Annotated in this window: 22 protein-coding genes and 1 riboswitch; of the genes, 12 read left to right on the top strand and 10 right to left on the bottom strand. The window is 71.4% G+C overall.

Going from position 1 to position 22259, the window contains the following annotated elements; translation table 11 throughout:
- Window positions 1-128: 128 nt before the first annotated feature.
- Complete coding sequence (locus ACFW2Y_RS23935; RefSeq protein ID WP_384882777.1) at window positions 129-494, bottom strand: Rv2175c family DNA-binding protein; 366 nt, start codon at window positions 492-494, stop codon at window positions 129-131.
- A gap of 43 nt (window positions 495-537) precedes the next feature.
- Complete coding sequence (locus ACFW2Y_RS23930; RefSeq protein ID WP_384882790.1) at window positions 538-1701, bottom strand: NAD(P)/FAD-dependent oxidoreductase; 1164 nt, start codon at window positions 1699-1701, stop codon at window positions 538-540.
- 144 nt (window positions 1702-1845) lie between these two features.
- Window positions 1846-1958: riboswitch (TPP riboswitch) on the top strand.
- Here ACFW2Y_RS23930 and thiO point away from each other — a divergent pair.
- The 6 genes from thiO to ACFW2Y_RS23900 all read left to right on the top strand — a co-directional run bounded on the left by thiO (window position 1956) and on the right by ACFW2Y_RS23900 (window position 7680).
- Window positions 1956-3110: a glycine oxidase ThiO gene (gene thiO / locus ACFW2Y_RS23925; protein WP_384882775.1), complete on the top strand. Its 1155-nt coding sequence runs from the start codon at window positions 1956-1958 to the stop codon at window positions 3108-3110. It overlaps the preceding riboswitch by 3 nt.
- Entirely contained in the window at window positions 3107-3307 is a 201-nt protein-coding gene (gene thiS, locus ACFW2Y_RS23920) for a sulfur carrier protein ThiS (RefSeq protein WP_384882773.1), read from the top strand. Before thiO ends, thiS begins: the two co-directional genes overlap by 4 nt.
- 5 nt (window positions 3308-3312) lie before the next feature.
- Window positions 3313-4107 carry a thiazole synthase gene (locus ACFW2Y_RS23915; RefSeq protein WP_384882771.1) on the top strand — a complete coding sequence of 265 codons (795 nt, stop codon included), beginning with the start codon at window positions 3313-3315 and terminating at the stop codon, window positions 4105-4107.
- 170 nt (window positions 4108-4277) lie between these two features.
- Window positions 4278-6191: a Stk1 family PASTA domain-containing Ser/Thr kinase gene (pknB, locus tag ACFW2Y_RS23910; protein WP_384882769.1), complete on the top strand. Its 1914-nt coding sequence runs from the start codon at window positions 4278-4280 to the stop codon at window positions 6189-6191.
- Window positions 6192-6196: 5 nt separating this feature from the next.
- Entirely contained in the window at window positions 6197-7057 is an 861-nt protein-coding gene (locus tag ACFW2Y_RS23905; RefSeq protein WP_384882766.1) for a deoxyribonuclease IV, read from the top strand.
- An 83-nt stretch (window positions 7058-7140) separates the two neighbouring features.
- Complete coding sequence (locus tag ACFW2Y_RS23900) at window positions 7141-7680, top strand: DUF4396 domain-containing protein (RefSeq protein ID WP_384882764.1); 540 nt, start codon at window positions 7141-7143, stop codon at window positions 7678-7680.
- A 45-nt stretch (window positions 7681-7725) separates the two neighbouring features.
- Here ACFW2Y_RS23900 and ACFW2Y_RS23895 read toward each other — a convergent pair whose 3' ends face one another.
- Window positions 7726-8382, bottom strand: a complete 657-nt coding sequence (locus ACFW2Y_RS23895; protein WP_384882761.1) for a sulfite oxidase-like oxidoreductase — start codon at window positions 8380-8382, stop codon at window positions 7726-7728.
- A 178-nt stretch (window positions 8383-8560) separates the two neighbouring features.
- On the opposite strand from ACFW2Y_RS23895, the gene bfr reads away from it, so the two are divergent.
- Window positions 8561-9037, top strand: coding sequence for a bacterioferritin (gene bfr, locus ACFW2Y_RS23890; RefSeq protein ID WP_352025269.1), 477 nt, complete (start codon window positions 8561-8563; stop codon window positions 9035-9037).
- Between the two features lie 27 nt (window positions 9038-9064).
- On the opposite strand, the gene ACFW2Y_RS23885 is transcribed toward bfr, so the two are convergent.
- Together ACFW2Y_RS23885 and ACFW2Y_RS23880 are read right to left on the bottom strand one after the other, a co-directional pair.
- Complete coding sequence (locus ACFW2Y_RS23885) at window positions 9065-9313, bottom strand: bacterioferritin-associated ferredoxin (protein WP_384882758.1); 249 nt, start codon at window positions 9311-9313, stop codon at window positions 9065-9067.
- 136 nt (window positions 9314-9449) lie between these two features.
- On the bottom strand, window positions 9450-10802 hold the full coding sequence (locus tag ACFW2Y_RS23880) for a class II 3-deoxy-7-phosphoheptulonate synthase (RefSeq protein WP_384882755.1): 1353 nt from the start codon (window positions 10800-10802) through the stop codon (window positions 9450-9452).
- Window positions 10803-10954: 152 nt separating this feature from the next.
- Here ACFW2Y_RS23880 and ACFW2Y_RS23875 point away from each other — a divergent pair, with 152 nt between their 5' ends.
- The 3 genes from ACFW2Y_RS23875 to ACFW2Y_RS23865 all read left to right on the top strand — a co-directional run bounded on the left by ACFW2Y_RS23875 (window position 10955) and on the right by ACFW2Y_RS23865 (window position 16072).
- Window positions 10955-13738: an N-acetylmuramoyl-L-alanine amidase gene (locus tag ACFW2Y_RS23875; RefSeq protein WP_384882753.1), complete on the top strand. Its 2784-nt coding sequence runs from the start codon at window positions 10955-10957 to the stop codon at window positions 13736-13738.
- Between the two features lie 98 nt (window positions 13739-13836).
- Window positions 13837-13893 (top strand): trp operon leader peptide, encoded by a 57-nt coding sequence (locus ACFW2Y_RS23870; protein ID WP_384882787.1) that lies wholly within the window; start codon window positions 13837-13839, stop codon window positions 13891-13893.
- 97 nt (window positions 13894-13990) lie between these two features.
- The gene (locus ACFW2Y_RS23865) at window positions 13991-16072 is read left to right on the top strand and encodes an anthranilate synthase family protein (RefSeq protein WP_384882750.1); all 2082 of its coding nucleotides are present in this window, start codon (window positions 13991-13993) and stop codon (window positions 16070-16072) included.
- Between the two features lie 34 nt (window positions 16073-16106).
- On the opposite strand, the gene ACFW2Y_RS23860 is transcribed toward ACFW2Y_RS23865, so the two are convergent.
- The 4 genes from ACFW2Y_RS23860 to ACFW2Y_RS23845 all read right to left on the bottom strand — a co-directional run bounded on the left by ACFW2Y_RS23860 (window position 16107) and on the right by ACFW2Y_RS23845 (window position 19829).
- Window positions 16107-17105: a 2-hydroxyacid dehydrogenase gene (locus ACFW2Y_RS23860; RefSeq protein ID WP_384882748.1), complete on the bottom strand. Its 999-nt coding sequence runs from the start codon at window positions 17103-17105 to the stop codon at window positions 16107-16109.
- Between the two features lie 79 nt (window positions 17106-17184).
- The gene (locus ACFW2Y_RS23855) at window positions 17185-17832 is read right to left on the bottom strand and encodes a response regulator (RefSeq protein WP_384882784.1); all 648 of its coding nucleotides are present in this window, start codon (window positions 17830-17832) and stop codon (window positions 17185-17187) included.
- A gap of 20 nt (window positions 17833-17852) precedes the next feature.
- Complete coding sequence (gene macS / locus ACFW2Y_RS23850; RefSeq protein WP_384882745.1) at window positions 17853-19064, bottom strand: MacS family sensor histidine kinase; 1212 nt, start codon at window positions 19062-19064, stop codon at window positions 17853-17855.
- Between the two features lie 33 nt (window positions 19065-19097).
- Window positions 19098-19829 carry a lysophospholipid acyltransferase family protein gene (locus ACFW2Y_RS23845; protein WP_384882782.1) on the bottom strand — a complete coding sequence of 244 codons (732 nt, stop codon included), beginning with the start codon at window positions 19827-19829 and terminating at the stop codon, window positions 19098-19100.
- A gap of 190 nt (window positions 19830-20019) precedes the next feature.
- Between ACFW2Y_RS23845 and ACFW2Y_RS23840 the strand changes: the two genes are divergently transcribed.
- Together ACFW2Y_RS23840 and ACFW2Y_RS23835 are read left to right on the top strand one after the other, a co-directional pair.
- Entirely contained in the window at window positions 20020-20802 is a 783-nt protein-coding gene (locus tag ACFW2Y_RS23840) for an alpha/beta hydrolase (protein WP_384882742.1), read from the top strand.
- Window positions 20795-21457 (top strand): hypothetical protein, encoded by a 663-nt coding sequence (locus tag ACFW2Y_RS23835; RefSeq protein WP_384882740.1) that lies wholly within the window; start codon window positions 20795-20797, stop codon window positions 21455-21457. Before ACFW2Y_RS23840 ends, ACFW2Y_RS23835 begins: the two co-directional genes overlap by 8 nt.
- Window positions 21458-21463: 6 nt before the next feature.
- Here the strand turns inward: ACFW2Y_RS23835 and ACFW2Y_RS23830 are convergent, their stop codons facing one another.
- Window positions 21464-22207 carry an endonuclease/exonuclease/phosphatase family protein gene (locus tag ACFW2Y_RS23830; RefSeq protein ID WP_384882779.1) on the bottom strand — a complete coding sequence of 248 codons (744 nt, stop codon included), beginning with the start codon at window positions 22205-22207 and terminating at the stop codon, window positions 21464-21466.
- Between the last annotated feature and the right edge of the window lie 52 nt (window positions 22208-22259).

The raw sequence follows: 22259 nt of genomic DNA, 5'->3' as shown, positions 1-22259 counted from the left end.
CGTCCGACCCGTGAGGGGCGGACGCCGCGGCACCTGCGGCTGGTGTCTTCGGTGCGTGGAGGCACCGGTGCGTGCACGCCGGTGCCTCGACATCGGCGCGTGCACGCCGGCGCGTGGGTGCGTGCGCGTCAGACGGCGAGCGCCTGGGCTCGGCGCTTCACCTCCGTACCGCGATTCTCGCCGAGCGCCTGGGCGGGCGTGCCCGGCAGGCTCTCGTCCGGAGTGAAGAGCCACTCCAGCATTTCCTCGTCGGTGAAGCCGTCGTCCCGCAGCAGGGTCAGGGTCCCGGACAGTCCCTTGACGACCTTGTCGCCCTGGATGAAGGCGGCGGGTACTTGCAGGGCGTTGTTCGGTCCGCGGCGCACGGCGATGAGCTGGCCTTCCTTGACCAGCTGCCGCACGCGCGTCACCTCGACATCGAGCATCTCCGCGATGTCGGGCAGGTAGAGCCAGGCGGGGACGAGAGCATCGATCTTTACGTCAATCTCGGTCACGGGACAAGCCTGCCATCCCGGACTGACGGCCGGTAGTCGGGCCCTACCGTGCCGCCGCCTTCAGGGGGACGCCGGGGTCGGCGGCGCGCTCCGGGTCGACGGGCACGGCCGCCTCGATGAGCCGGCGGCCCTGCGCCAGGTCGCGGGGGCGGCCGACCGCGAGGAGGGCCACCGGCACCCCGTCCCGCAGCCAGAGCACGGACCAGGACGCGTCGGCGGGGTCTCCGCGCCACAGCATCCCGTCGGCGCCCTCGTGGTGTCCCGCGTACTGGACGAAGCGTCCGAACTGCTCGGACCAGAAGTACGGCACCGGGTCGTAGGGCGCGTCGTCGGCGCCGGTGATCGCCGCGGCGACCGTGCGCGGGCCCTGGAGGGCGTTGTCCCAGTGGTGGACGAGGAGGCGCCTTCCGTAACGGGCCGAGGGAAAGGAGGCGCAGTCCCCGACCGCGTACACGTCGGGCAGGGAGGTGCGCAGGCGGTCATCGGCGGTGACGGCGCCGTCCGGGTCGAGGGCGATGCCGGAGCCGGTGAGCCAGTGCGTGGCGGGGCGGGCACCGATGCCGACCACGACGGCGTCGGCGGGGAGCTCCCGGCCGTCGGCCAGGACGACGCGGCCGGGCCGGACGGCGTCCACGCGCGCGCGGGTCAGGAGGGCGGCGCCGCTCTCCCCGTACCAGGCGGCCATCGGAGTGGCGACCTCGGCGGGCAGGACCCCGGCGAGCGGCCGGTCGGCGGCTTCGACGACGGTGACGGCGCAGCCCGCCCCGCGCGCGGCGGTGGCGAATTCGGCGCCGATCCAGCCGGCGCCGACGACCACGACGGAACGACGGTGCTCCAGGACGGGGCCGAGGCGCACGGCGTCATCGAGGGTGCGCAGCAGGTGGACCCCCGGGACGCCTTCGGCGCCGGGGAGGGTGACGGGGTGGGCGCCGGTGGCGATGACCAGGGTGTCGTACGCGACGGGTCCGGACTCGGTGTCGATCTGGTGGTCGGTGGCGCGCAGTCCGGTGACGTCGAGGCCGAGGCGGAGGTCGATCCCGAGGTCTTCGAAGTCGACCTCGAAGGCGGAGCCCTCGGCCTTGCCGAGGAGGACCGCCTTGGAGAGCGGGGGCCGGTCGTAGGGCTGGTGGGGTTCGGCCCCGATGAGGGTCACGGGGCCGGTGAAGCCCTGCTCGCGCAGGGCGACGGCGGTCTGGACGCCCGCCATTCCGGCGCCGACGATCACGACGTGCTGCTGGGCCTGCTTCTGCTCGCTCACCCGCCCACCCTATGCATCTAACGATTCATCAGAAAAGTGAGGGGGCGGGAGGGTCTGTGGCCCTCCGACCGCGTCGGGCTAGTCTGACGGGCGTAAAGCACTCGCGGGAGCCCGGACGACCGGGCTGAGAGGGAGGCTGGGACGGCCTCCGACCGTACGAACCTGATCCGGGTCATGCCGGCGAAGGGAGGGGCTGGACGCCCATGCGTTCTTCCGATGTCCTCGTGGTCGGGGGCGGCATCATCGGCCTGGTCACGGCCTGGCGGGCCGCACAGCGCGGACTGCGCACCGCCGTCGTCGACCCCGATCCGGGCGGCGGGGCCGCGCAGGTCGCGGCCGGGATGCTCGCCGCCGTCACCGAACTGCACTACGGCGAGGAGACCCTGCTCGGGCTCAACCTCGCCTCCGCCGCCCGCTACCCCTCGTTCGTCGCCGAGCTGGAGGACCACACCGGCCATGACGTCGGCTACCGCGCCTGTGGCACCCTCGCCGTCGCGCTCGACGCCGATGACCGCGCCCACCTGCGCGAACTGCACGCCCTCCAGACCCGCTGCGGTCTGGTCTCGGAATGGCTCAGCGGCCGGGACTGCCGCCGACTGGAGCCGATGCTGGCACCCGGCGTCCGGGGCGGACTCCGGGTCGACGGCGACCACCAGGTCGACCCGCGCCGGCTGACCGCCGCGCTCCTCCTCGCCTGCGAACGGGCCGGGGTCGTCTTCCACCGCACCCTCGCGGAGCGGCTCGCGGTGGTGCGGGACCGGGCGCGCGGCGTGGTGCTCGCCGGTGGCGGGGAACTGGCGGGCGACCAGGTCGTGCTCGCCGCGGGCAGCCTCAGTGGACGTCTGGCAGGCGTTCCGGAGGAGGCACTGCCGCCGGTCCGCCCCGTGAAGGGCCAGGTCCTGCGGCTCCGGGTGCCGGCCGCGTACGCCCCCTTCCTCTCCCGCACCGTCCGGGCCGTCGTCCGCGGCAGCCACGTCTACCTGGTGCCCCGCGAGAACGGCGAGCTCGTGGTCGGCGCCACCAGCGAGGAACTGGGCTGGGACACGACGGTGACGGCGGGCGGGGTGTACGAGTTGCTGCGCGACGCCCATGAGCTCGTCCCCGGCATCACCGAACTGCCGCTCACCGAGACCCGGGCCGGACTGCGCCCCGGATCCCCGGACAACGCGCCGCTGCTCGGCCCCAGCGCCCTGCCGGGCCTCCACCTGGCCACCGGCCACTACCGCAACGGGGTCCTGCTGACGCCCGTCACCGGCGACGCCCTGGCGGAGGTGCTCACCACGGGCGCCCTGCCGGACGAGGCACTCCCCTTCGCCCCCCGCCGTTTCTCTCCCGCACACCAGGAGCAGCCCGCATGAACGTGTCCGTGAACGGAGAGGCCCGCGAATTCACGGGTCCCCTCTCCCTCGACGTCCTGGTCGCCACCCTGACCACGGCCCCCTCCGGGGTCGCGGCGGCGCTCAACGAGACGGTCGTGCCGCGCGGTGCGTGGGCCACGACGCTCCTCGGCGAGGGCGACCGGGTGGAGGTTCTCACCGCGGTGCAGGGGGGTTGAGCGCGATGTCCGACGACGCGTTCGTCCTCGGCGGCACGGAGTTCTCCTCCCGGCTCGTCATGGGCACCGGCGGCGCCCCCAGCCTCGACGTGCTGGAGCGCGCCCTCGTCGCCAGCGGCACGGAGCTGACCACCGTCGCCATGCGGCGCCTGGACCCCACGGTCCGGGGCTCGGTCCTCTCGGTCCTGGAGCGGCTCGGCATCCGGGTCCTGCCCAACACCGCGGGCTGCTTCACCGCGGGCGAGGCCGTCCTGACCGCACGGCTCGCCCGGGAGGCTCTCGGCACCGACTGGATCAAGCTGGAGGTGGTCGCCGACGAGCGGACCCTGCTGCCGGACGGCGAGGAGCTCCTCGCCGCGGCCGAGACCCTCGTCGACGACGGCTTCACCGTGCTCCCCTACACCAATGACGACCCGGTCCTCGCCCGGAAGCTGGAGGACGTCGGCTGTGCGGCGATCATGCCGCTCGGTTCCCCCATCGGATCCGGGCTCGGCATCCGCAACCCGCACAACTTCCAGCTGATCACGGAGCGGGCGGGGGTCCCGGTGATCCTCGACGCCGGGGCGGGCACCGCGTCGGACGCGACGCTCGCGATGGAGCTGGGGTGCGCGGCGGTGATGCTCGCATCGGCGGTGACCCGCGCGCAGGAGCCCGTCCTGATGGCGGCGGCCATGCGGCACGCGGTCGAAGCGGGACGACTGGCCCACCGCGCGGGACGCATCCCCCGGCGCCACTTCGCCGAGGCCTCGTCCCCCGTGCAGGGCCGCGCCCGTCTGGACCCCGAACGCCCGGCCTTCTGAGCCGCGCACGGCGGACCGGGCCGGCCACGGCTCGCCCGGAAGCCGATCGCACGCGGCTCCCGAGAAGGCGGCGCCGTACGGGTCGGCGGGGGCGGGCACTCGTCACAGGTGCGCTGCAGTCCCGACGCACCCGCGCGGGCGCCCCGCCCCCGGCTCGTAGACTCGACGTCGTGGACACGACCCTTCAGGACCCCCTCGTCGGGCGGCTGCTCGACGGCCGCTACCGCATCGACGCGCGCATCGCCGTGGGCGGGATGGCCACGGTCTACCGGGCCGTGGACACCCGTCTCGACCGCGTCCTCGCGCTCAAGGTGATGCACCCCTCCCTGGCCGCCGACGCCGCCTTCGTCGAGCGGTTCATCCGCGAGGCGAAGTCCGTGGCCCGGCTCGCGCACCCGAACGTCGTCGGCGTCTTCGACCAGGGCGCCGAGGGCGCGTACGTCTACCTCGCGATGGAGTACGTCGCCGGCTGCACCCTCCGCGACGTCCTGCGCGAGCGCGGCGCCCTCACGCCGCGGGCCGCCCTGGACATCCTGGAGCCGGTGCTCGCCGCGCTCGGTGCCGCGCACCGGGCCGGCTTCGTGCACCGGGACATGAAGCCGGAGAACGTCCTGATAGGGGATGACGGGCGGGTCAAGGTCGCCGACTTCGGCCTGGTGCGGGCCGTGGGCTCGGCGACCGCCGTCACCGGCCCGGTCCTCGGCACCGTCTCGTACCTCGCACCGGAGCAGATCGAGTACGGCACCGCCGATCCCAGCGCCGACGTGTACGCCTGCGGCGTCGTCCTCTACGAGATGCTGACCGGCGGCAAGCCGCACGGGGGAGAGACCCCGGGGCAGGTCCTCTACCAGCACCTGAACACCGACGTGCCGGCCCCCTCGGCCGTCGTGCCCGGGCTCGCCCCGGCACTGGACGGGCTGGTCACAGCCGCCACGGCCCGTGCTCCCGAGGCCCGCCCGCAGGATGCGGTGGCCCTGCTCGCCCTGCTCCGGGAGACCCGTGCCGGGCTCGACGACGAGCAGTTGGACGCGCTACCCCCTCAGGCGCGCTCCGGGACCCGGGACACCGCCGAGGACCGGACCAGCGTGATCGCCCGGCCCGTGCCCACGACGGCGGGCGGCACCCAGCCGGTGCTGCACACCAACCGGCTGCCCGCCCCCGAAGCCCCTCCGGCATCCGGGGGTGCCCGCAGGCTCCCGCCGCGCGGCCCCCTCCTCGTCGTCGCCGTCGTGCTGCTCGCCCTCGGCCTGGGCACCGGCGTCTGGTACATCAATTCCGGCCAGTTCACCCGCGTGCCGGCCGTCCTGGGCCAGTCCGAGGCCGCCGCGACGAAGCGCATCACCGACGCCGGTCTGGACGTCGGCACGACGAAGCGCGACTTCAGCGACGTGTACGAACGGGGCACGGTGATGGCCGTCGACCCGGAGCCCGGCGAGCGCGTCCGGGGCAACAGCACGGTCGCCCTCACCCTCTCGCGCGGCCCAAAGGTCGTGAAGGTGCCCAACCTCAGGAACAAACCGCTCGCGGAGGCCAGGCGCATCCTGGAGCAGGAGGGACTGGCTCCCGGAATGGTGACCCGCGCCTTCAGCGACTCCGTCGAGCAGGGCGCCGTGATCAGCACCGATCCCGAGCCCGGCACCGAGCGCAGCCCCGACTCGGCCGTCGCCCTGGTCGTGAGCAAGGGCTCTCCGATCGACGTGCCCGACGTCAGCGGCAAGACCGTCGCCGAGGCCACGGCCCTCCTCCAGGGCGAAGGACTCACCGTCAAGGTCGCCCCGGAGCGGATCAACTCGCCCGAGGCCGCCGGCACCGTCGCCGCCCAGTCCCTCGCCGAGGGCAGTCGGGCCGCCGGGGGCGACGTGATCACCCTGACCGTCTCCAAGGGCCCGAAGCTCGTCGCGGTTCCGGACGTCACGGGGAAGACGATCGAGGACGCGCGGACGGCCCTGGAGGAGGAGGGCTTCCAGGTGGAGGTCAAGAAGTCCTTCCCCTACCTGGGCGACACGGTCGTGAGCCAGTCCGTGCAGGGCGGCGGGACGGCGCCCGAAGGATCCACCGTCACCATCACGATCAAGGGACTGTAGAACCCATGCGCAACCCCGTCGGCGGCCACGTCCCCGTGGCCGGTGGCCTCGCCACGACAGGCCTCGGCTACGCCCGCGAGCTCGGCGCCGAGACCGTGCAGGTCTTCGTCGCCAACCCGCGCGGCTGGGCCACCCCGGTGGGCAACCCGGCCCAGGACGAGCGGTTCCGGGAGGAGTGCGAGGCCGGGTCGATCTCGGTCTGGGTGCACGCCCCCTACTTGATCAACTTCGGGTCCCACACCGAGGCGACCGTCGAGAAGTCGGTGGAGTCCCTGCGGCATTCACTGCGCCGGGGGCGGGCGATCGGCGCCAAGGGTGTGGTGGTGCACACCGGCTCGGCGACCGGCGGCCGGCCGCGTGAGGTGGCGCTCGCGCAGGTGAGGGAGCGGATGCTGCCCCTGCTCGACGAACTCACCCACGAGGACGATCCGCACCTGCTGCTGGAGTCGACGGCGGGCCAGGGCTCCTCCCTCTGCTCGCGGACCTGGGACTTCGGGCCGTACTTCGACGCGCTCGACCACCACCCCAAGCTGGGCGTCTGCCTCGACACCTGTCACGTCTTCGCGGCCGGACACGACCTGACGGGCCCGAGCGGGGCGACGCAGACCCTGGACCTCCTGGTGGACGCGGTCGGGGAGGGGCGACTGAAGTTGATCCACGCCAATGACTCGAAGGACGTGGTGGGCGCCCACAAGGACCGGCACGCCAACATCGGATCCGGCCACATCGGCGAGGAGGCGTTCGGACGGCTGCTCCGGCACCCCGCCACCGATGGCGTACCGCTGATCATCGAGACCCCGGGCGGCAAGGAGGGGCACGTCGCCGACATCGAGTGCCTGAAGAAACTCCGCGAGCAGCGGGACTGACCCCCTTGGGGAATACCCCATGGGGGTATATGGTTCCCGTGGTCGACGGCAGGAACCGCCACTCGACGCCGGGGGGGACACCCATGCAGCACGAAGCGCACGCACCACACGACCACACCGGCCACCAGGCGCACCACACGGGGCACCACACCGGCACCGGCACCGGCACCGGCACCGGCACCGGCAAGACCACCTGGTCCACGGCCTCCCGGGCCACGCTGCACTGCCTCTCCGGCTGCGCCATCGGCGAGGTTCTCGGCATGGTCGTCGGCACCGCACTGGGCTGGAGCGCCATCCCGACGATGGCCCTTGCGATCGTCCTGGCCTTCGCCTTCGGCTATGCGCTCACCCTGCGCGGCGTCCTCTCCGCCGGCGTCGCCTTCCGGGTGGCCTTCAAAGTGGCCCTCGCCGCCGACACCCTCTCCATCACGGTCATGGAGATCGTCGACAACGGCATCATGACCTTCTGGCCGGGCGCCATGGACGCACACCTGGACGAGCCGCTCTTCTGGACCGCGCTCGCCCTCTCGCTCGGCGTCGCCTTCGTCCTCACCGTTCCGGTCAACAAGTGGATGATCGGCCGCGGAAAGGGGCACGCAGTGGTGCACCCGTACCACCACTGAGCGCGCCGCGAGGCCGATCGGAGCGCCGGCGGGCGGTTCGGAGCGCTACAGCTCCGGACCATCCCCCGGCTCCTCCTGGTAGGAGTAGCGCTGCTCCGTCCAGGGGTCGCCGAGGTTGTGGTAGCCCCGCTCCTCCCAGAAGCCCCTGCGGTCGGCCGCCATGTACTCGACACCCCGGACCCACTTCGGCCCCTTCCAGGCGTACAGGTGCGGAACGACGAGCCGCAGCGGAAAGCCGTGCTCGGCGGTGAGCAGCTCCCCGTCCTTGTGGGTGGCGAAGATCGCGCCGTCCGCGGCGAAGTCGGCGAGCCGCATGTTGGCGCTGTAGCCGTACTCGGCCCACACCATCACGTGGGTGACCTGGGGCGCCGGCGGGGCGAGCTCCAGGACCGTACGGGCGGGAACACCCCCCCATTCGGCCCCCAGCATGCTGAACTTCGTGACGCAGTGCAGATCGGCCACCACCGTGGAGAACGGCAGGGCCGAGAACTCCTCGTGGTTCCAGCAGTGCTTGTCCCCGTCGGCCGTCGCGCCGAAGACCCGGAACTCCCACCGGTCCGGCTTGAACTTGGGAACGGGGCCGTAGTGGGTGACCGGCCAGCCGCGCTGCAGCCGCTGCCCCGGCGGCAGATCCGGCGGAAAGTCCGGCGAACGATCCGGCTGACCCGCTTCCCGGTGTGCTCCGCTCTCCGGCTGACCCATGCCGTCCATGGTGACAGACGGCGAGCAGTGGTCATAACCAAGCGACCGTCAGGACGCACCGATTGGGGCAACTCCGACTAAGCCTGCACTTACTGGACGCCCCTCTCAAGAGGGTGCGAGGATGCGGCCATCCCGCCCGGTGACGGCGTAGACACGTAGCGTGGAAGGAGCCTCTGCAATGCAGGGCGACCCCGAGGTCCTCGAATTCCTCAACGAGCAGCTGACCGGCGAGCTGACGGCCATCAACCAGTACTGGCTGCACTACCGCATCCAGGACAACAAGGGGTGGACGAAGCTCGCCAAGTACACCCGCGAAGAGTCCATCGACGAGATGAAGCACGCGGACAAGCTGACCGAGCGCATCCTGATGCTCGACGGCCTGCCCAACTACCAGCGGCTCTTCCACGTGCGGGTGGGTCAGACGATCACCGAGATGTTCCAGGCGGACCGCCAGGTCGAGGTGGAGGCGATCGACCGCCTGAAGCGCGGGATCGAGGTCATGCGCGCCAAGGGGGACGTCACCTCGGCGAACCTCTTCGAGGAGATCCTCGCGGACGAGGAACACCACATCGACTACCTGGACACCCAGCTGGAGCTGATCGAGTCACTGGGCGAGGCGCTCTACGTCTCGACCCTCATCGAGCAGCCGAGCTAACCTCCGGGCCCGCCCGGGGCGGTGCGACTAGGCCGCTTCGCCGAGCTCTGCGACCGCTTCCGGCGCCAGGGCCGGAACGCCCCGGTCCAGGAGTTCGCGGCGCGGGCAGCTGCCTCGCCCGAGGATGGCTTGAATTCGACGGACACAGGAGCCGCAGTCCGTGCCGGCCTTGCAGGCGGAGGCTATCTGGCGGGGAGTGCAGGCGCCCGCGTCCGCATGCTCCTTGACCTGCTTCTCCGTGACACCGAAGCATGAGCAGACGTACACGCGGTTCACCTCCCACCGGGATCCATAAGGCTAACCTAACCTTACCCGGCAGCCCGGAGGCCCAAAAGACCCGGATGTGGAGATGGGGCGCGGATCACAACGATCCGCGCCCCATCCTCACGAGAAGGTCCTCACGAGAAGCCACTCACTGGTTGCGGTACATCTCCGCCACCAGGAACGCCAGGTCGAGCGACTGGCTGCGGTTGAGCCGCGGGTCGCAGGCGGTCTCGTAGCGCTGGTGCAGGTCGTCGACGAAGATCTCGTCGCCGCCGCCCACGCACTCGGTGACGTCGTCACCGGTGAGCTCGACGTGGATGCCGCCCGGGTGGGTGCCCAGCGCCTTGTGGACCTCGAAGAAGCCCTTCACCTCGTCGAGCACGTCGTCGAAGCGGCGGGTCTTGTGCCCGGAGGCGGCCTCGAAGGTGTTGCCGTGCATCGGGTCGGTGACCCAGGCGACGACCGCACCGGAGGCGGTGACCTTCTCGACCAGCTCGGGGAGCTTGTCCCGGACCTTGTCGGCGCCCATGCGGACGATGAAGGTCAGCCGGCCCGGCTCGCGGTCCGGGTCGAGGCGGTCGACGTAGGTGAGCGCCTCGTCCACGGAGGTGGTCGGGCCCAGCTTGATCCCGATCGGGTTCGCGATCTGCGAAGCGAACTCGACGTGGGCGTGGTCGAGCTGCCGGGTGCGCTCACCGATCCAGACCATGTGGCCGGAGGTGTCGTACAGCTTGCCGGTGCGCGAGTCCGTACGGGTCAGGGCGCCCTCGTAGTCGAGCAGCAGCGCCTCGTGCGAGGCGTAGAACTCGACGGCCTTGAACTCGGCCGGGTCGGTGCCACAGGCCTTCATGAAGTTCAGGGCGTTGTCGATCTCGCGTGCGAGCGCCTCGTAGCGCTGGCCGGAGGGCGACGACTTGACGAAGTCCTGGTTCCAGGCGTGCACCTGGCGCAGGTCGGCGTAGCCGCCGGTGGTGAAGGCGCGCACCAGGTTGAGCGTGGAGGCGGAGGCGTTGTACATCCGCTTCAGCCGCTCGGGGTCCGGGACGCGGGCCTTCTCGTTGAAGTCGAAGCCGTTGACCGAGTCGCCGCGGTAGGTCGGCAGGGTCACGCCGTCGCGGGTTTCGGTGCCCTTGGAACGGGGCTTCGAGTACTGCCCGGCGATACGACCGACCTTCACCACGGGCACGGAGGCCGCGTAGGTGAGGACGGCACTCATCTGGAGCAGCGTCTTGAGCTTGGCCCTGATGTGGTCGGCGGACACGGCGTCGAAGGCCTCGGCGCAGTCGCCGCCCTGGAGCAGGAACGCCTCGCCACGGGCGACGGCTCCCATCCGGGCGCGCAGCTGGTCGCACTCTCCCGCGAAGACGAGCGGGGGATACGACTCGAGGTCCGCGATCACATCGCGCAGAGCCTCGGCATCGGGGTACTCGGGCTGCTGCGCCGCGGGCAGGTCTCGCCAGGTCGCCTTGGCGACGGCGTGGGAATCAGCGTTCACGGTCACGTGCACCACATTACGGGGTTCTTCGTCCGTTCCTGTCCCCTGCCCAGTGGCTGAGACGAACGCCCGGTCCGTGCCCCGTGCACCTTCGTGTTACCGAGCGGTGTTAATCTCGGGCCCGTTTAACAAGAGCAAAGTCGATCACAGGGGTGGGTGTGACTCAGAGGCACCGCAGGGACCGCAAGAAGAAACGGCTCCTGTACGGAACGGCAGCGGCTTTCGTCGCCACCGCAGCCATCGGCACCATCGCCGTCGCCTCTCCGGGGCTACTCGGCACGGGGGGCAAGGGCGCGTCCGACCGGGATGTTCCCCTTCAGAGACAGTTCGCAAACGCCGCACGCGAATTCGACGTTCCGCAGAGCGTGCTGATGGCGGTGTCGTACCAGCAGACCCGGTGGGAGTCGCACGACGGCGATCCCAGCACCACGGGTGCGTACAACGTCATGGGGTTGACGAAGGTCGACCCGGAAGACGTGCAGCAGAAGGTCACCGAAGAGCAGATCGACCACTTCAACGGTTCCGGTCGCCCGGAGATCGAGAAGACCTTCGACCGCGAGAAGGTCCGACGCGCACTGGAGAAGGCGGCCGTCGACACCGACGACCCCAAGCTCCACACCCTGGACAAGGCCGCCGAGCTGATCGACAGCTCCACCGAGACCGTCCAGAACGACACCTCCGAATCCATCCGCGCCGGTGCCGCACTGCTCGCCGACTACCAGAAGCAGGCGGGCGCCGAGCTCTCCGACGACCCGGGCGACTGGTACCCGGCCGTGGCGCGCTACAGCCAGTCCCCCGAGAAGAAGGGCGCCGACCTCTTCGCGGAACGCGTCTTCGAGTCGATCGAGAAGGGCGAGCGGGCGCTCACCCTCGACGGCGAGCACGTCTCCCTGCCGGCCGACCCCTCGGTCGAGCCGGTCAAGCCGGCCAACGTGCCGCTGGCCGCGACCTTCGCGAGCACCACGGAGACCCCGAGCCCCGAGTGCCCCTCGGACCTGAACTGCGACTTCGTTCCGGTCCGCACGGACCCCTCGAACCCCGACAAGCGCAACTACACCCTCGGTGAACGCCCCGACCAGGGCGTGGACATCCGCCAGATCGTCATCCACGACACCGAAGGCGGATACGACGGTTCGCTCGCCGCGCTGACCGACCCGAACGTCCCCGGCAGCGCGCACTATCTGATCCGCGCCTCGGACGGTCTGGTCACCCAGATGATCGAGAACAAGAACCTGGCGTGGCACGCGGGCAACTGGACCCACAACATGCACGCCATCGGCGTGGAGCACGAGGGCTTCGCCATCAAGGAGGGGAGCTGGTACACCGAGCCCCAGTACCGCTCCTCCGCCGAACTGGTGAAGTTCCTGGCGGACAAGTACGACGTGCCGATCGACCGTGAGCACATCATCGGTCACGACGAGGTGGCGCTCCAGACGGACGGCCGCGTCTCGTCGCTGCACTGGGACGCGGGCCCGTACTGGGACTGGAACCACTACATGTCGCTGCTGGGCGCCCCGCAGGGCGACCAGGGCGCGGGCGGCCTGCTCCGAGCGGGGCAGGTGGTCCGGGTGGTCCCGCCGTTCACCACGGCGAACCAGCCCAAGCTGACCACCGGGGGCACGACCGTCCCGGCGCGTCCGTCCAACTTCGGCTACCTGTACACGCAGCCCTCGACGGGCGCGACGACGCTGAAGGACCCGTACTTCACCTCGGCCTGGTCCGAGGGGTCCAACTACGGCAACAAGGTCCGCGCCGGCGGTCTCTACGTCGTCGCAGAGGCCAGCAACAACTGGACCGCGATCTGGTACGCGGGCGAGAAGGGCTGGTTCTACAACCCGGGCGGCCAGTACACCGTGCCCGTGCCGGACGCCACCGTCGTCAAGGCCGCCTCCGGTTCAGCGAAGGTCTTCGGCCGCTCCTTCCCGGAGACCGCCGCGTACACCGCCGCCGGCCTCTCGGCTCCGGGCGACGAGAACGACCCGCTGTCCAAGTTCTCCCTCCCGGCCGGCCAGGCCTATGTGAAGGCCGGTCCGGCGGTGAAGGGCGACGACTGGTTCGGCTCCGCCCAGAAGAACGTCATCGGCTCCACGCTCTTCGTGCCGATCCGCTACCACCACAAGATCGTCTGGGTGAAGCAGAGCGAGGTCACGGAGGCCCCCTCCGTCGCCCCCGTCCGCACGGACAACCGCTACGACCTCCTCGCCCGTGACGGTTCCGGCATCCTCTGGCAGTACCAGGGCACCGGCAAGGCGTCCACCCCGTACCTGACGCGGTACCGGGTCGGCGGCGGCTGGAACGTCTACGACGCCATCACCCCGCTGACCGCCTTCCGCGCCGACGGCGTCGGAAACGCCGTGGCCCGGGACACCTCCGGCGTCCTCTGGTACTACCAGGGCAGCGGCAACCCGTCAGCGCCGTTCAAGCCGCGGGTGCGGATAGGCGGCGGCTGGCAGGTCTACCAGCACATCTCCGGCGTCCGGGACGTCACCGCGGACAACGAACCCGACCTGATCGCGGTCGACGCGTCGGGCACCCTGTGGCTCTACAAGGGCACGGGCAGCGTCACCGCACCGTTCGAGCCCCGCGTCAAGGTCGGCTGGGGCTGGCAGATCTACGACTCGATCGTCGGCACCGGTGATCTGGACCGCGACGGCAAGCCCGACATCATCGCCCGCGACACCTCCGGCGTCCTCTGGTCGTACAAGGGCACCGGCAGCTCCACCGCTCCCTTCGCCTCCCGCGTCAAGGTCGGCGGCGGCTGGCAGACGTACGACACCATCGTGGGTCCGAGCGACCTGTCCGGTGACGGCAAGGTCGACCTCGTCGGCCGCGACGCCTCCGGCGGCCTCTGGTTCTACAACGGCACCGGCAGCTCCACTACGCCGTTCACGCCCCGCGTCAAGGTCGGTTGGGGCTGGCAGATCTACAACCTGGTCTTCTGATCTCGATCGGCAGCCCGCTGTGCCTCGGGGCCGGGTCCACACCGTCCACGGTGTGGAACCGGCCCCGCTTCCGTCCCCCGCTGGGTTACAGTGCTCGCATGTACGCGTCGCAGACCCAGAACTGGTGGTGGACCGCTCATCCGGCGGCCCACTGATCACGCGTACACCGACAGACACGCGAAGGCCGCCCGAGGGGCGGCCTTCTTCGTGCCCGGGCCGTTCCTCTCCGCTCTCCCCGGAAGGAACGACCCCATGAACCTCTCCCGCCTCCTCGACGAGTCCTGCCCTCCCTTCGCCCTGCTGCGCCGACGCACACCGGGCCGCGCCCACGACACCGTCGAGGTCCTGATCGGCCGGGTCCACGAGGCCGAACGGCTCACGGACCTGCCGGTGGGCGCGCTGCCGACGCTCGCGCTGGTGCCCTTCCGGCAGATCCGGGAACGCGGTTTCGACGTGCGGGACGACGGCACGCCGCTCTCCGTTTTGGTCGCCGACGAGGTGCACGAACTGGCGCTCGCCGAAGCCCTGGCCGCGCTGCCGACCCATGAAGTACGGGTGGAGGGCGGCGGCTTCGACGTCTCCGACGAGGAGTACGCCGAGACCGTGCGACGGGTCATCGCGGAGGAGATCGGCTCGGGCGAAGGGGCGAACTTCGTGATCCGGCGGACCTACACCGGGGAGATCCCGGGTTTCGGACGGGCCGATGCGCTCGCCCTGTTCCGACGGCTGCTGGCGGGCGAGCGGGGCGCGTACTGGACCTTCGTGGTGCACACCGGGGAGCGGACGCTCATCGGGGCCAGCCCCGAGGTGCACGTCCGGATGTCGGGCGGCCCCGGCGGGCGCGAAGCGCACTCCTTTGAGGGTGGTGGTGGGCGACGGACAGAAGGAACCGGCGGGCGCGAAGCGCACTCCTTTGAGGGTGGTGGTGGGCGACGGGCAGAAGGAACCGGCGGGCGCGAAGCGCACTCCTTTGAGGGTGGTGGTGGGCGACGGGTGGGAGGGACCGTCGTGATGAACCCGATCAGCGGCACCTACCGCTACCCCGCCGGGGCCGCGCCGACCGTCGAGGACCTGCTCGCCTTCCTCGCCGACCGCAAGGAGACCGATGAGCTCTCCATGGTGGTGGACGAGGAGCTGAAGATGATGTGCACGGTGGGCGACATGGGCGGCGTGGTGATCGGACCGCGGCTGAAGGAGATGGCCCATCTGGCGCACACGGAGTACGAGTTGCGGGGCCGCTCCTCGCTGGACGTGCGGGAGGTGCTGCGGGAGACGATGTTCGCGGCGACCGTGACCGGTTCGCCGGTGCAGAACGCCTGTCGGGTGATCGAGCGTCATGAGACCGGCGGTCGCGGCTACTACGCAGGGGCGCTCGCCCTGCTCGGCACCGACGACAACGGGGCGCAGACGCTGGACTCGCCGATCCTCATCCGCACCGCCGACATCGCGGCCGACGGACGCCTCCGGGTGCCGGTCGGGGCCACGCTGGTGCGGCACTCCGATCCGGCCGGCGAGGTGGCCGAGACCCATGCGAAGGCGGCGGGCGTGCTGACGGCGCTCGGGGTGCGGGAGGGCCGGCCGGTCGACACCGACGCACCGGTGCCGCCGCGGCTCGCCGATGATCCCCGGGTGCGGGCCGCCCTCGACGCCCGCCGGGCGGACCTCGCGCCGTTCTGGTTGAAGATGCAGGGCGGGGCCTCCCCCGTCCGGGCGGGGGAAGCGGCCGGGGGACGGTCGGCCGAGCTGAGCGGCCACGCGCTCGTGGTCGACGCGGAGGACACCTTCACCGCGATGTTGGCCCACGTCCTGCGCGCCTCGGGCCTGGAAGTCTCGGTCCTCCGCTACGACGAGCCGGGGCTGCGGGAGCTCGCGCTGGCCCACGAGGGGCCCGTCGTCCTCGGTCCCGGCCCCGGGAACCCTTCGGACGCCGCCGACCCGAAGATGCGCTTCCTGCGCGGTCTGACGGCGGAACTCGTCCGGGAGCACCGCCACGGCCTCCTGGGCGTCTGCCTCGGCCACGAGTTGATCGCGGCCGAACTCGGCCTGGACATCGTCCGCAAGCGGACCCCGTTCCAAGGGGCCCAGTTGCGGATCGACTTCTTCGGCCAGGAGCAGACGGTCGGCTTCTACAACAGCTTCACCGCACGTTGTGACGACCGGACGGCGATGGAGCTGGCACTGCACCGGATCGAGGTGAGCCGGGACCCGGAGACGAACGAGGTGCACGCCTTGCGCGGACCGGGCTTCGCCGGGGTGCAGTTCCACCCGGAGTCGGTGCTCACCCGGGAGGGTGCCGCGCTGACCGCCTCGCTCCTCGCCGGCGTGCTCGTCTAGGACGCCGGCGGGGGCACGCCGGCTCCCGCGCGCCTCAGGGGACCCTCGGCACCAGGACGTTCTCGCTGCGCCGCCCGGCGGTGTAGTCGAGGACGTTCTGGACCGTGGTGTCGATGATCTGACCGACCGCGTCGGTCGTGTAGTAGGCCTGGTGGGAGGTGACGACCACGTTCGGGAAGGTGACCAGGCGGGCCAGGGTGTCGTCCTCGACGACCTCCAGGGACTTGTCGAGGAAGAAGAGTCCGGCCTCCGCCTCGTACACGTCGAGGCCGACCCCGGAGAAGCGGCCGGCCCGGAGCTCGGTGACCAGGGCCTCGGTGTCGATGAGGCCGCCGCGGCTGGAGTTCACCAGGATGGCGTCGTCCTTCATCGACTTCAGGGCGGTGGCGTCGACGATGTGCTGGGTGGCGGGGAGCAGCGGTACGTGGAGGCTGATGAGGTCGGCCTCGGCGAAGAGCCGCTCCTTCTGGACGTACTCCATGCCGAGGGCGACGCAGGCGGGGTTCTCGACGATGTCCCAGCCGAGGAGGTTCATGCCGAAGCCGTGGGCGATCCGGGTGAAGGCCTCGCCGATCTTGCCGGTGCCGAGGACGCCGACGGTGCGGCCCCGCAGGTCGCGGCCCATCAGTCCGTCGAGACGGAAGTCGAAGTCACGGGTCCGGTTGGAGGCCCGGACGATGCGGCGGTTGACAGCGGTCGCGAGGGTCCAGGCGAACTCGGCCACGGAGTAGGGAGAGTAGTACGAGACCCGGGAGACCGTGAGGCCGAGGCGCTCGGCGACCTCCAGGTCGATGTTGTTGAAGCCGGTGGAGCGCTGGGCGATCATCTGGGTGCCGCCGGCGGCGAGGGTCTGCAGGACCCGGTGGTCCAGGATGGCGTTGACGCTGGTGGAGACGACCTCGTAGCCGGCGGCGATGGGAGCGGTGTCCGGGGTGAGGAAGACACCCAGGCAGCGGACGTCGTGGTGTTCCGCGAAGGCCTTCTCGATGAGCGGCTTCTCGTCCGCCTGCACGCCGAATGCCAAGATCTCCACGACAGTCCCCTCGATGCGGTGATGGGCCGTATCTGCACGCTATGCGCGAATATACGGCCCGTCGTGCCGTCCGGCTGCCTCAGAGGTCGTCGAGGCCGCGCTCGATGGCGTACCGGACGAGCTCCACCCGATTGTGCAGCTGGAGCTTTCCGAGGGTGTTCTGCACGTGGTTCTGCACCGTGCGGTGGGAGATGACCAGGCGCTCGGCGATCTGCTTGTAGCTGAGGCCCTTGGCGACGAGTCGGAGCACCTCGGTCTCGCGCTCGGTCAGGCGGGGGGCCTCGGGCTCGTCGGCGCCGACCGCCTGGACGGGTTCGGAGGCGAGGCGTCGGTACTCACCGAGGACGAGACCGGCCAGGCCGGGGGTGAAGACGGGGTCGCCGGCGGCCGTCCGCCGGACCGCGTCGATCAGCTCCTCCGTGCTGGCCGACTTGAGGAGGTAGCCGGTGGCTCCGGACTTGACCGCCTCCAGGACGTCGGCGTGCTCCCCGCTCGCCGACAGGACGAGGACGCGGAGACCGGGTTGCGCGCCGACGAGCTCCTTGCAGACCTGGACGCCCGGCTTGACCGGCAGGTTCAGGTCGAGGACGAGGACGTCCGGGCCGGTCGCGAGGGCACGGCGCACGGCCTGCTCGCCGTCGCCGGCGGTGGCGACCACGTCGAAGTCCGCCTCGGCCAGGTCGCGGGCGACCGCGTCCCGCCACATCGGGTGGTCGTCGACGACCATCACCCTGATCCGCTGTTCGCTCACTTCTGTCCTGCCTTCCCCCGTGGAACCTTCAATTCGACTTCCGTGCCCTGTCCGGGAACCGAGATCAGCTCGGCCGTGCCGCCCAGGTCCCGCAATCTGCCCCGGATGGAGAGGGCGACGCCCATGCGGCCCTCGCCCTCGGCCCGTGCGAGGCGGCCCTCCGGGATGCCGGGGCCGTCGTCCCGGACGGTGACGACGACCTCGTCCGGCCAGTCCTCGATCAGGATCCACGCCCGCGCGGCCTCGCCCGCGTGGACCCGGACGTTGTCCAGGGCGGCGGCGACGGCGGCGGCCAGCTCGCGGGCGGCGGGCGGCGGCAGCAGGACCGGGGCCCCCGGCTCGGAGAGGGTGACCCTGGCCCCGGCCCGCGGGGCGAGCAGGCCACGGAGGTCGACGGGGCCGTCGTCCTCGGGTTCGTCGTCCACGTCGACGACCCGGACGACGGCGCCCTCGGACTCGTCCTCGGACACCAGGCTGGGCCGGGTGAGCCCGCCGGCGACCAGGGTGCGGAGGGCCACCTCCTGCTCGCCCGCCATCCGTCCGAGTTCGGCGGCCTCGCCACCGAGCGCCGTGCCGCGCCGCTGCACCATCGCGAGGACCTGGAGGACCCCGTCGTGGATGTCGCGGGCGAGCCGCTCCCGCTCCCGGTTCGCGGCTTCGATCTCCAGGGCGCGGGCGAGGGTGCGCTCGGAGGCCCGGGCGACCTCGACGACGTAGCCGATGGCGATGGAGGCGACCCAGACGAGGAGCACGTTGTGGAAGGTGTCCCGGCTGGGGTGACCGCGTTCGACGATGTTGGCGACGGCGACCAGGGAGGAGGCGATGCCGGCCCAGCGCCAGCCGCCCTTGATCGCGTACGCGAGGACGGAGCCGGCGGTCCATATCGACGGCAGGGTGGGACCGTCGACCGCCTGGGCCTGGGCGTCGGCGAGCGGGGTGAGGAGGATGCCGATGAGGGCGATGGCCAGGTCGACGCCGAGGAAGCGCTTGGTGCAGCTGACCGCGTTCGCCACCTTGGGCAGGGTGGCGAGGGTCCAGCAGCAGAGGACCGCCAGGTAGACGACGGCGATCCAGGGTCGCTCGTACCGGTCGCGACCGAACGCGAACAGCAGGACCGCGTAGACCATCGTCAGCACGCGGTAGCCGGTCAGCGCCCGCCACAGCGGCTGCTCGACCGACATCCGCACGACGCGCTCGCGCTTGGCCATCTCCCCCACCCCCGGACGTCCCCCGCCGGGGACTTAGGCGCCGGACTCTTCCCGAGCGGCGATCTCGGCCTTGACGGCCGCCTTGGCCGCCTTCTCCGCCTCGGCGATCTGACGCTTGGCGGCGGTGGCGTAGATGTCGACGTACTCCTGCCCGGACAGCTTCATGATCTCGTACATGACCTCGTCGGTCACCGAGCGGAGGATGAAGCGGTCCCCCTCCATGCCCTGGTAGCGGGTGAAGTCGAGCGGCTTGCCGATCCGGATGCCCGGGCGCATCAGCTTCGGGACGACCTTGCCGGGCGGCTGGATCTTCTCGGTGTCGATCATGGCGACCGGGATCACCGGCGCGCCGGTGGCGAGCGCGACGCGCGCCAGACCGCCGGGCTTGCCCCGGTAGAGGCGCCCGTCGGGCGAGCGGGTGCCCTCCGGGTAGATCCCGAACAGCCCTCCGCCCTCGATGACCTCGATGCCGGCCTTGATGGCCGCCTCGCCCGCGCCGCGGGCACCCGAACGGTCCACCGGGAGCTGGCCGACGCCCTTGAAGAAGGCCGCGGTGAGCTTGCCCTTCACGCCCGGGGTGGTGAAGTACTCGGCCTTGGCGATGAAGGTGACCTTGCGGTCGAGGACGGCGGGCAGGAAGAAGGAGTCCGAGAAGGACAGGTGGTTGCTCGCGAGGATCGCGGGCCCCTCGGCGGGAATGTTCTCCAGGCCCTCCACCCAGGGGCGGAAGGCAAGCTTCAGGGACCCTCCGAGGGAGAACTTCATTGCGCCGTAGATCAACTCGCCGTGCCTTCCGTGTTGTCGTCGCCCTGACTTTATCCCCTACCGCCACACGGCCCCCGCTACGGCCCTGGTCGGTGTCGGTCCGGTCGCGTACCGTGAGGGTCCTTCCCCGTTTTTTCCGTCGCTCCGGCGCACCCGAACACGCCGAAGTCGCAACGAACAGGAGACCCCGGTGCCGGTCCTTCCCGGAGCCGAGCCGTACCGCCACGAAGGCGGAGAGGTCGGCGTCCTTCTCTGTCACGGATTCACCGGTTCCCCGCAGTCGATGCGGCCGTGGGCCGAGTACCTGGCCGCACGCGGCCTGTCGGTGTCGGTGCCGCTGCTGCCGGGTCACGGCACCCGCTGGCAGGACATGCAGCTCACCACCTGGCACGACTGGTACGCGGAGGTGGACCGGGCGCTGCGCGAGCTCCTGGAGCGGTGCCGGACCGTCTTCGTCTTCGGCCTGTCCATGGGCGGGGCGCTGACGCTGCGGCTGGCCGCCCAGTACGGCGACGCGGTGCGCGGCATCGTCCTCGTCAACCCGGGAAACAAGGTGCACGGCCTGGCCGCGCACGCGCTGCCGGTGGCCCGTCACCTGGTGCCGTCGACCAAGGGCATCGCCAGCGACATCGCCAAGGAGGGCGTGACCGAGGTCGGCTACGACCGGGTGCCGCTGCACGCGGCGCACTCCCTGCGCAGGCTCTTCCAGACCGTGGACGCCGAGCTCCCCCAGGTCACGCAGCCGGTGGTCCTGCTCCACAGCCCCCAGGACCACGTGGTGCCGCCCGCCGACTCCGCCCGGATCCTCTCCCGCATCTCCTCGACGGACGTCAAGGAGGTCCTGTTGGAACAGAGCTACCACGTGGCGACGTTGGACCATGATGCGGAGCGGATCTTCGAGGAGAGCCTGGCCTTCATCGAGCGTCTCGCCCCGGATCTGGTCGACGGGAAGGGGAGCAGGAGCGGTGGCTGAGCAGCAGGACGGCGGAGACCGGGAGCCGCAGCCCATCGACGAGGAGGCGGCCTGGGCCGCGATCGTCGCCGGGTACGGCGAGGAGCCCGCGGATCCGCCGGGGGCGAAGCCGTTCCGGCCCGTCGAGAACCTGCCGCTGCCCGAGCCGGAGGGTCCCGAGGCCGAGGACGGGGCCGCCGGGGAGGTCCGGCCCGTGAAGGGCACCCCCTGGAAGCCCCGGCCGGCGGCTCCGGCGCCCGATGAGTCCGCTCCGGAGGAGGACGGGGCGGACGGGTCCCCGGAGGCCGGCCCCGAGCGGCCCGCGCTGGGCAGCTCGATCGTGTTCGCGCCCGGGGTGCAGCTCGGCGGCCCGCGGGACTACTCGCCCGCCGAGCCGGGCGACGGGGCGGACGGCGACGAGGGGCACTTCGTCCCGCCGGAGCCTCCCCCGCTGCCCGAGGCGGACACGACGACCAAGTTCGCCTGGCTCGCGGTCGTCGGTGGTCCGGTCCTGATGCTGCTCGCCGTCCTGCTCCAGTGGGACATGACCTGGTGGCTGACGACGCTCTGCGTGGGCGGCTTCCTGGGCGGCTTCGTGACCCTGGTCGCCCGCATGAAGCACGACGACGAGGACGACGACGGATACGACGATCCGGGGCGCGGGGCGGTCGTCTAGACCGTCCTAGCCAGCGGGGACCCGGACCGCCGCCAGCACCGGGAGGTGGTCGGTGGCGGTCCGCAGGTCCCGCGGGTCGAGGTCCACGGGGACTCCGCAGCCGAGGAACTCGACGCCCGGGGTCGCCAGGACGGCGTCGATACGCTGGTGCGGGTCGGCAGGGGTCGACGTGTGCTCGCCGCCCCAGGGCCGGACCGCCCAGCCGTCCCGGAGGTCCTTCGTGAGGCGGGTGAAGGCGGGCCCTCCGGGCCGCTCGTTGAGGTCGCCGGCGACGAGGACGTGCGGGGTTCCCAGGGCCGCGACCCGGTCGAGGACCATCCCGGCCTGGGCGTACCGCTCCTCCTGCCGCAGGCTCAGGTGGCAGCTGATCAGTCCGACCCTGGCCCCGGCGAAGCGGACGACGGCAGTGGCGAGGCCGCGTCGGTGCAGGCCGGGCGTGAGCGGCAGCAGCACGTCCTCGGTCCTCTCCACGGTGGCCCGCAAGGAGCAGAGCAGGAGGGGGCCCGCCGTGGTGGCGCCGCCGCTCAGGACGACGAGGTCGCTCTTGGCGGCGAGTCGGGCGGCGTGCTTGCGCCAGCGGAAGAAGCGCGGGGCCTCCTGGACGAAGACCAGGTCGGGGGCGCAGGCGCGGATCACCCGGGCGAGGGCGTCCTCGTCGTCGCGCATCGAGCGGACGTTGTAGCTCAGGACTCGAAGGACGGCCGAACCGTCGCTTTCGGTGCGGGAGTTGGGCAGCTCACTGATCGCCATGACGGCCAACATACGACGACCGCCCGCCGTGTCCGAGAGGACGCGGCGGGCG

The sequence above is a fragment of the Streptomyces sp. NPDC058877 genome (genome assembly GCF_042742855.1).
Lineage (GTDB): Bacteria > Actinomycetota > Actinomycetes > Streptomycetales > Streptomycetaceae > Streptomyces.
Note: the sequence above shows the minus strand (reverse complement) of the source record. Positions and strands in the feature narration are given on the sequence as shown.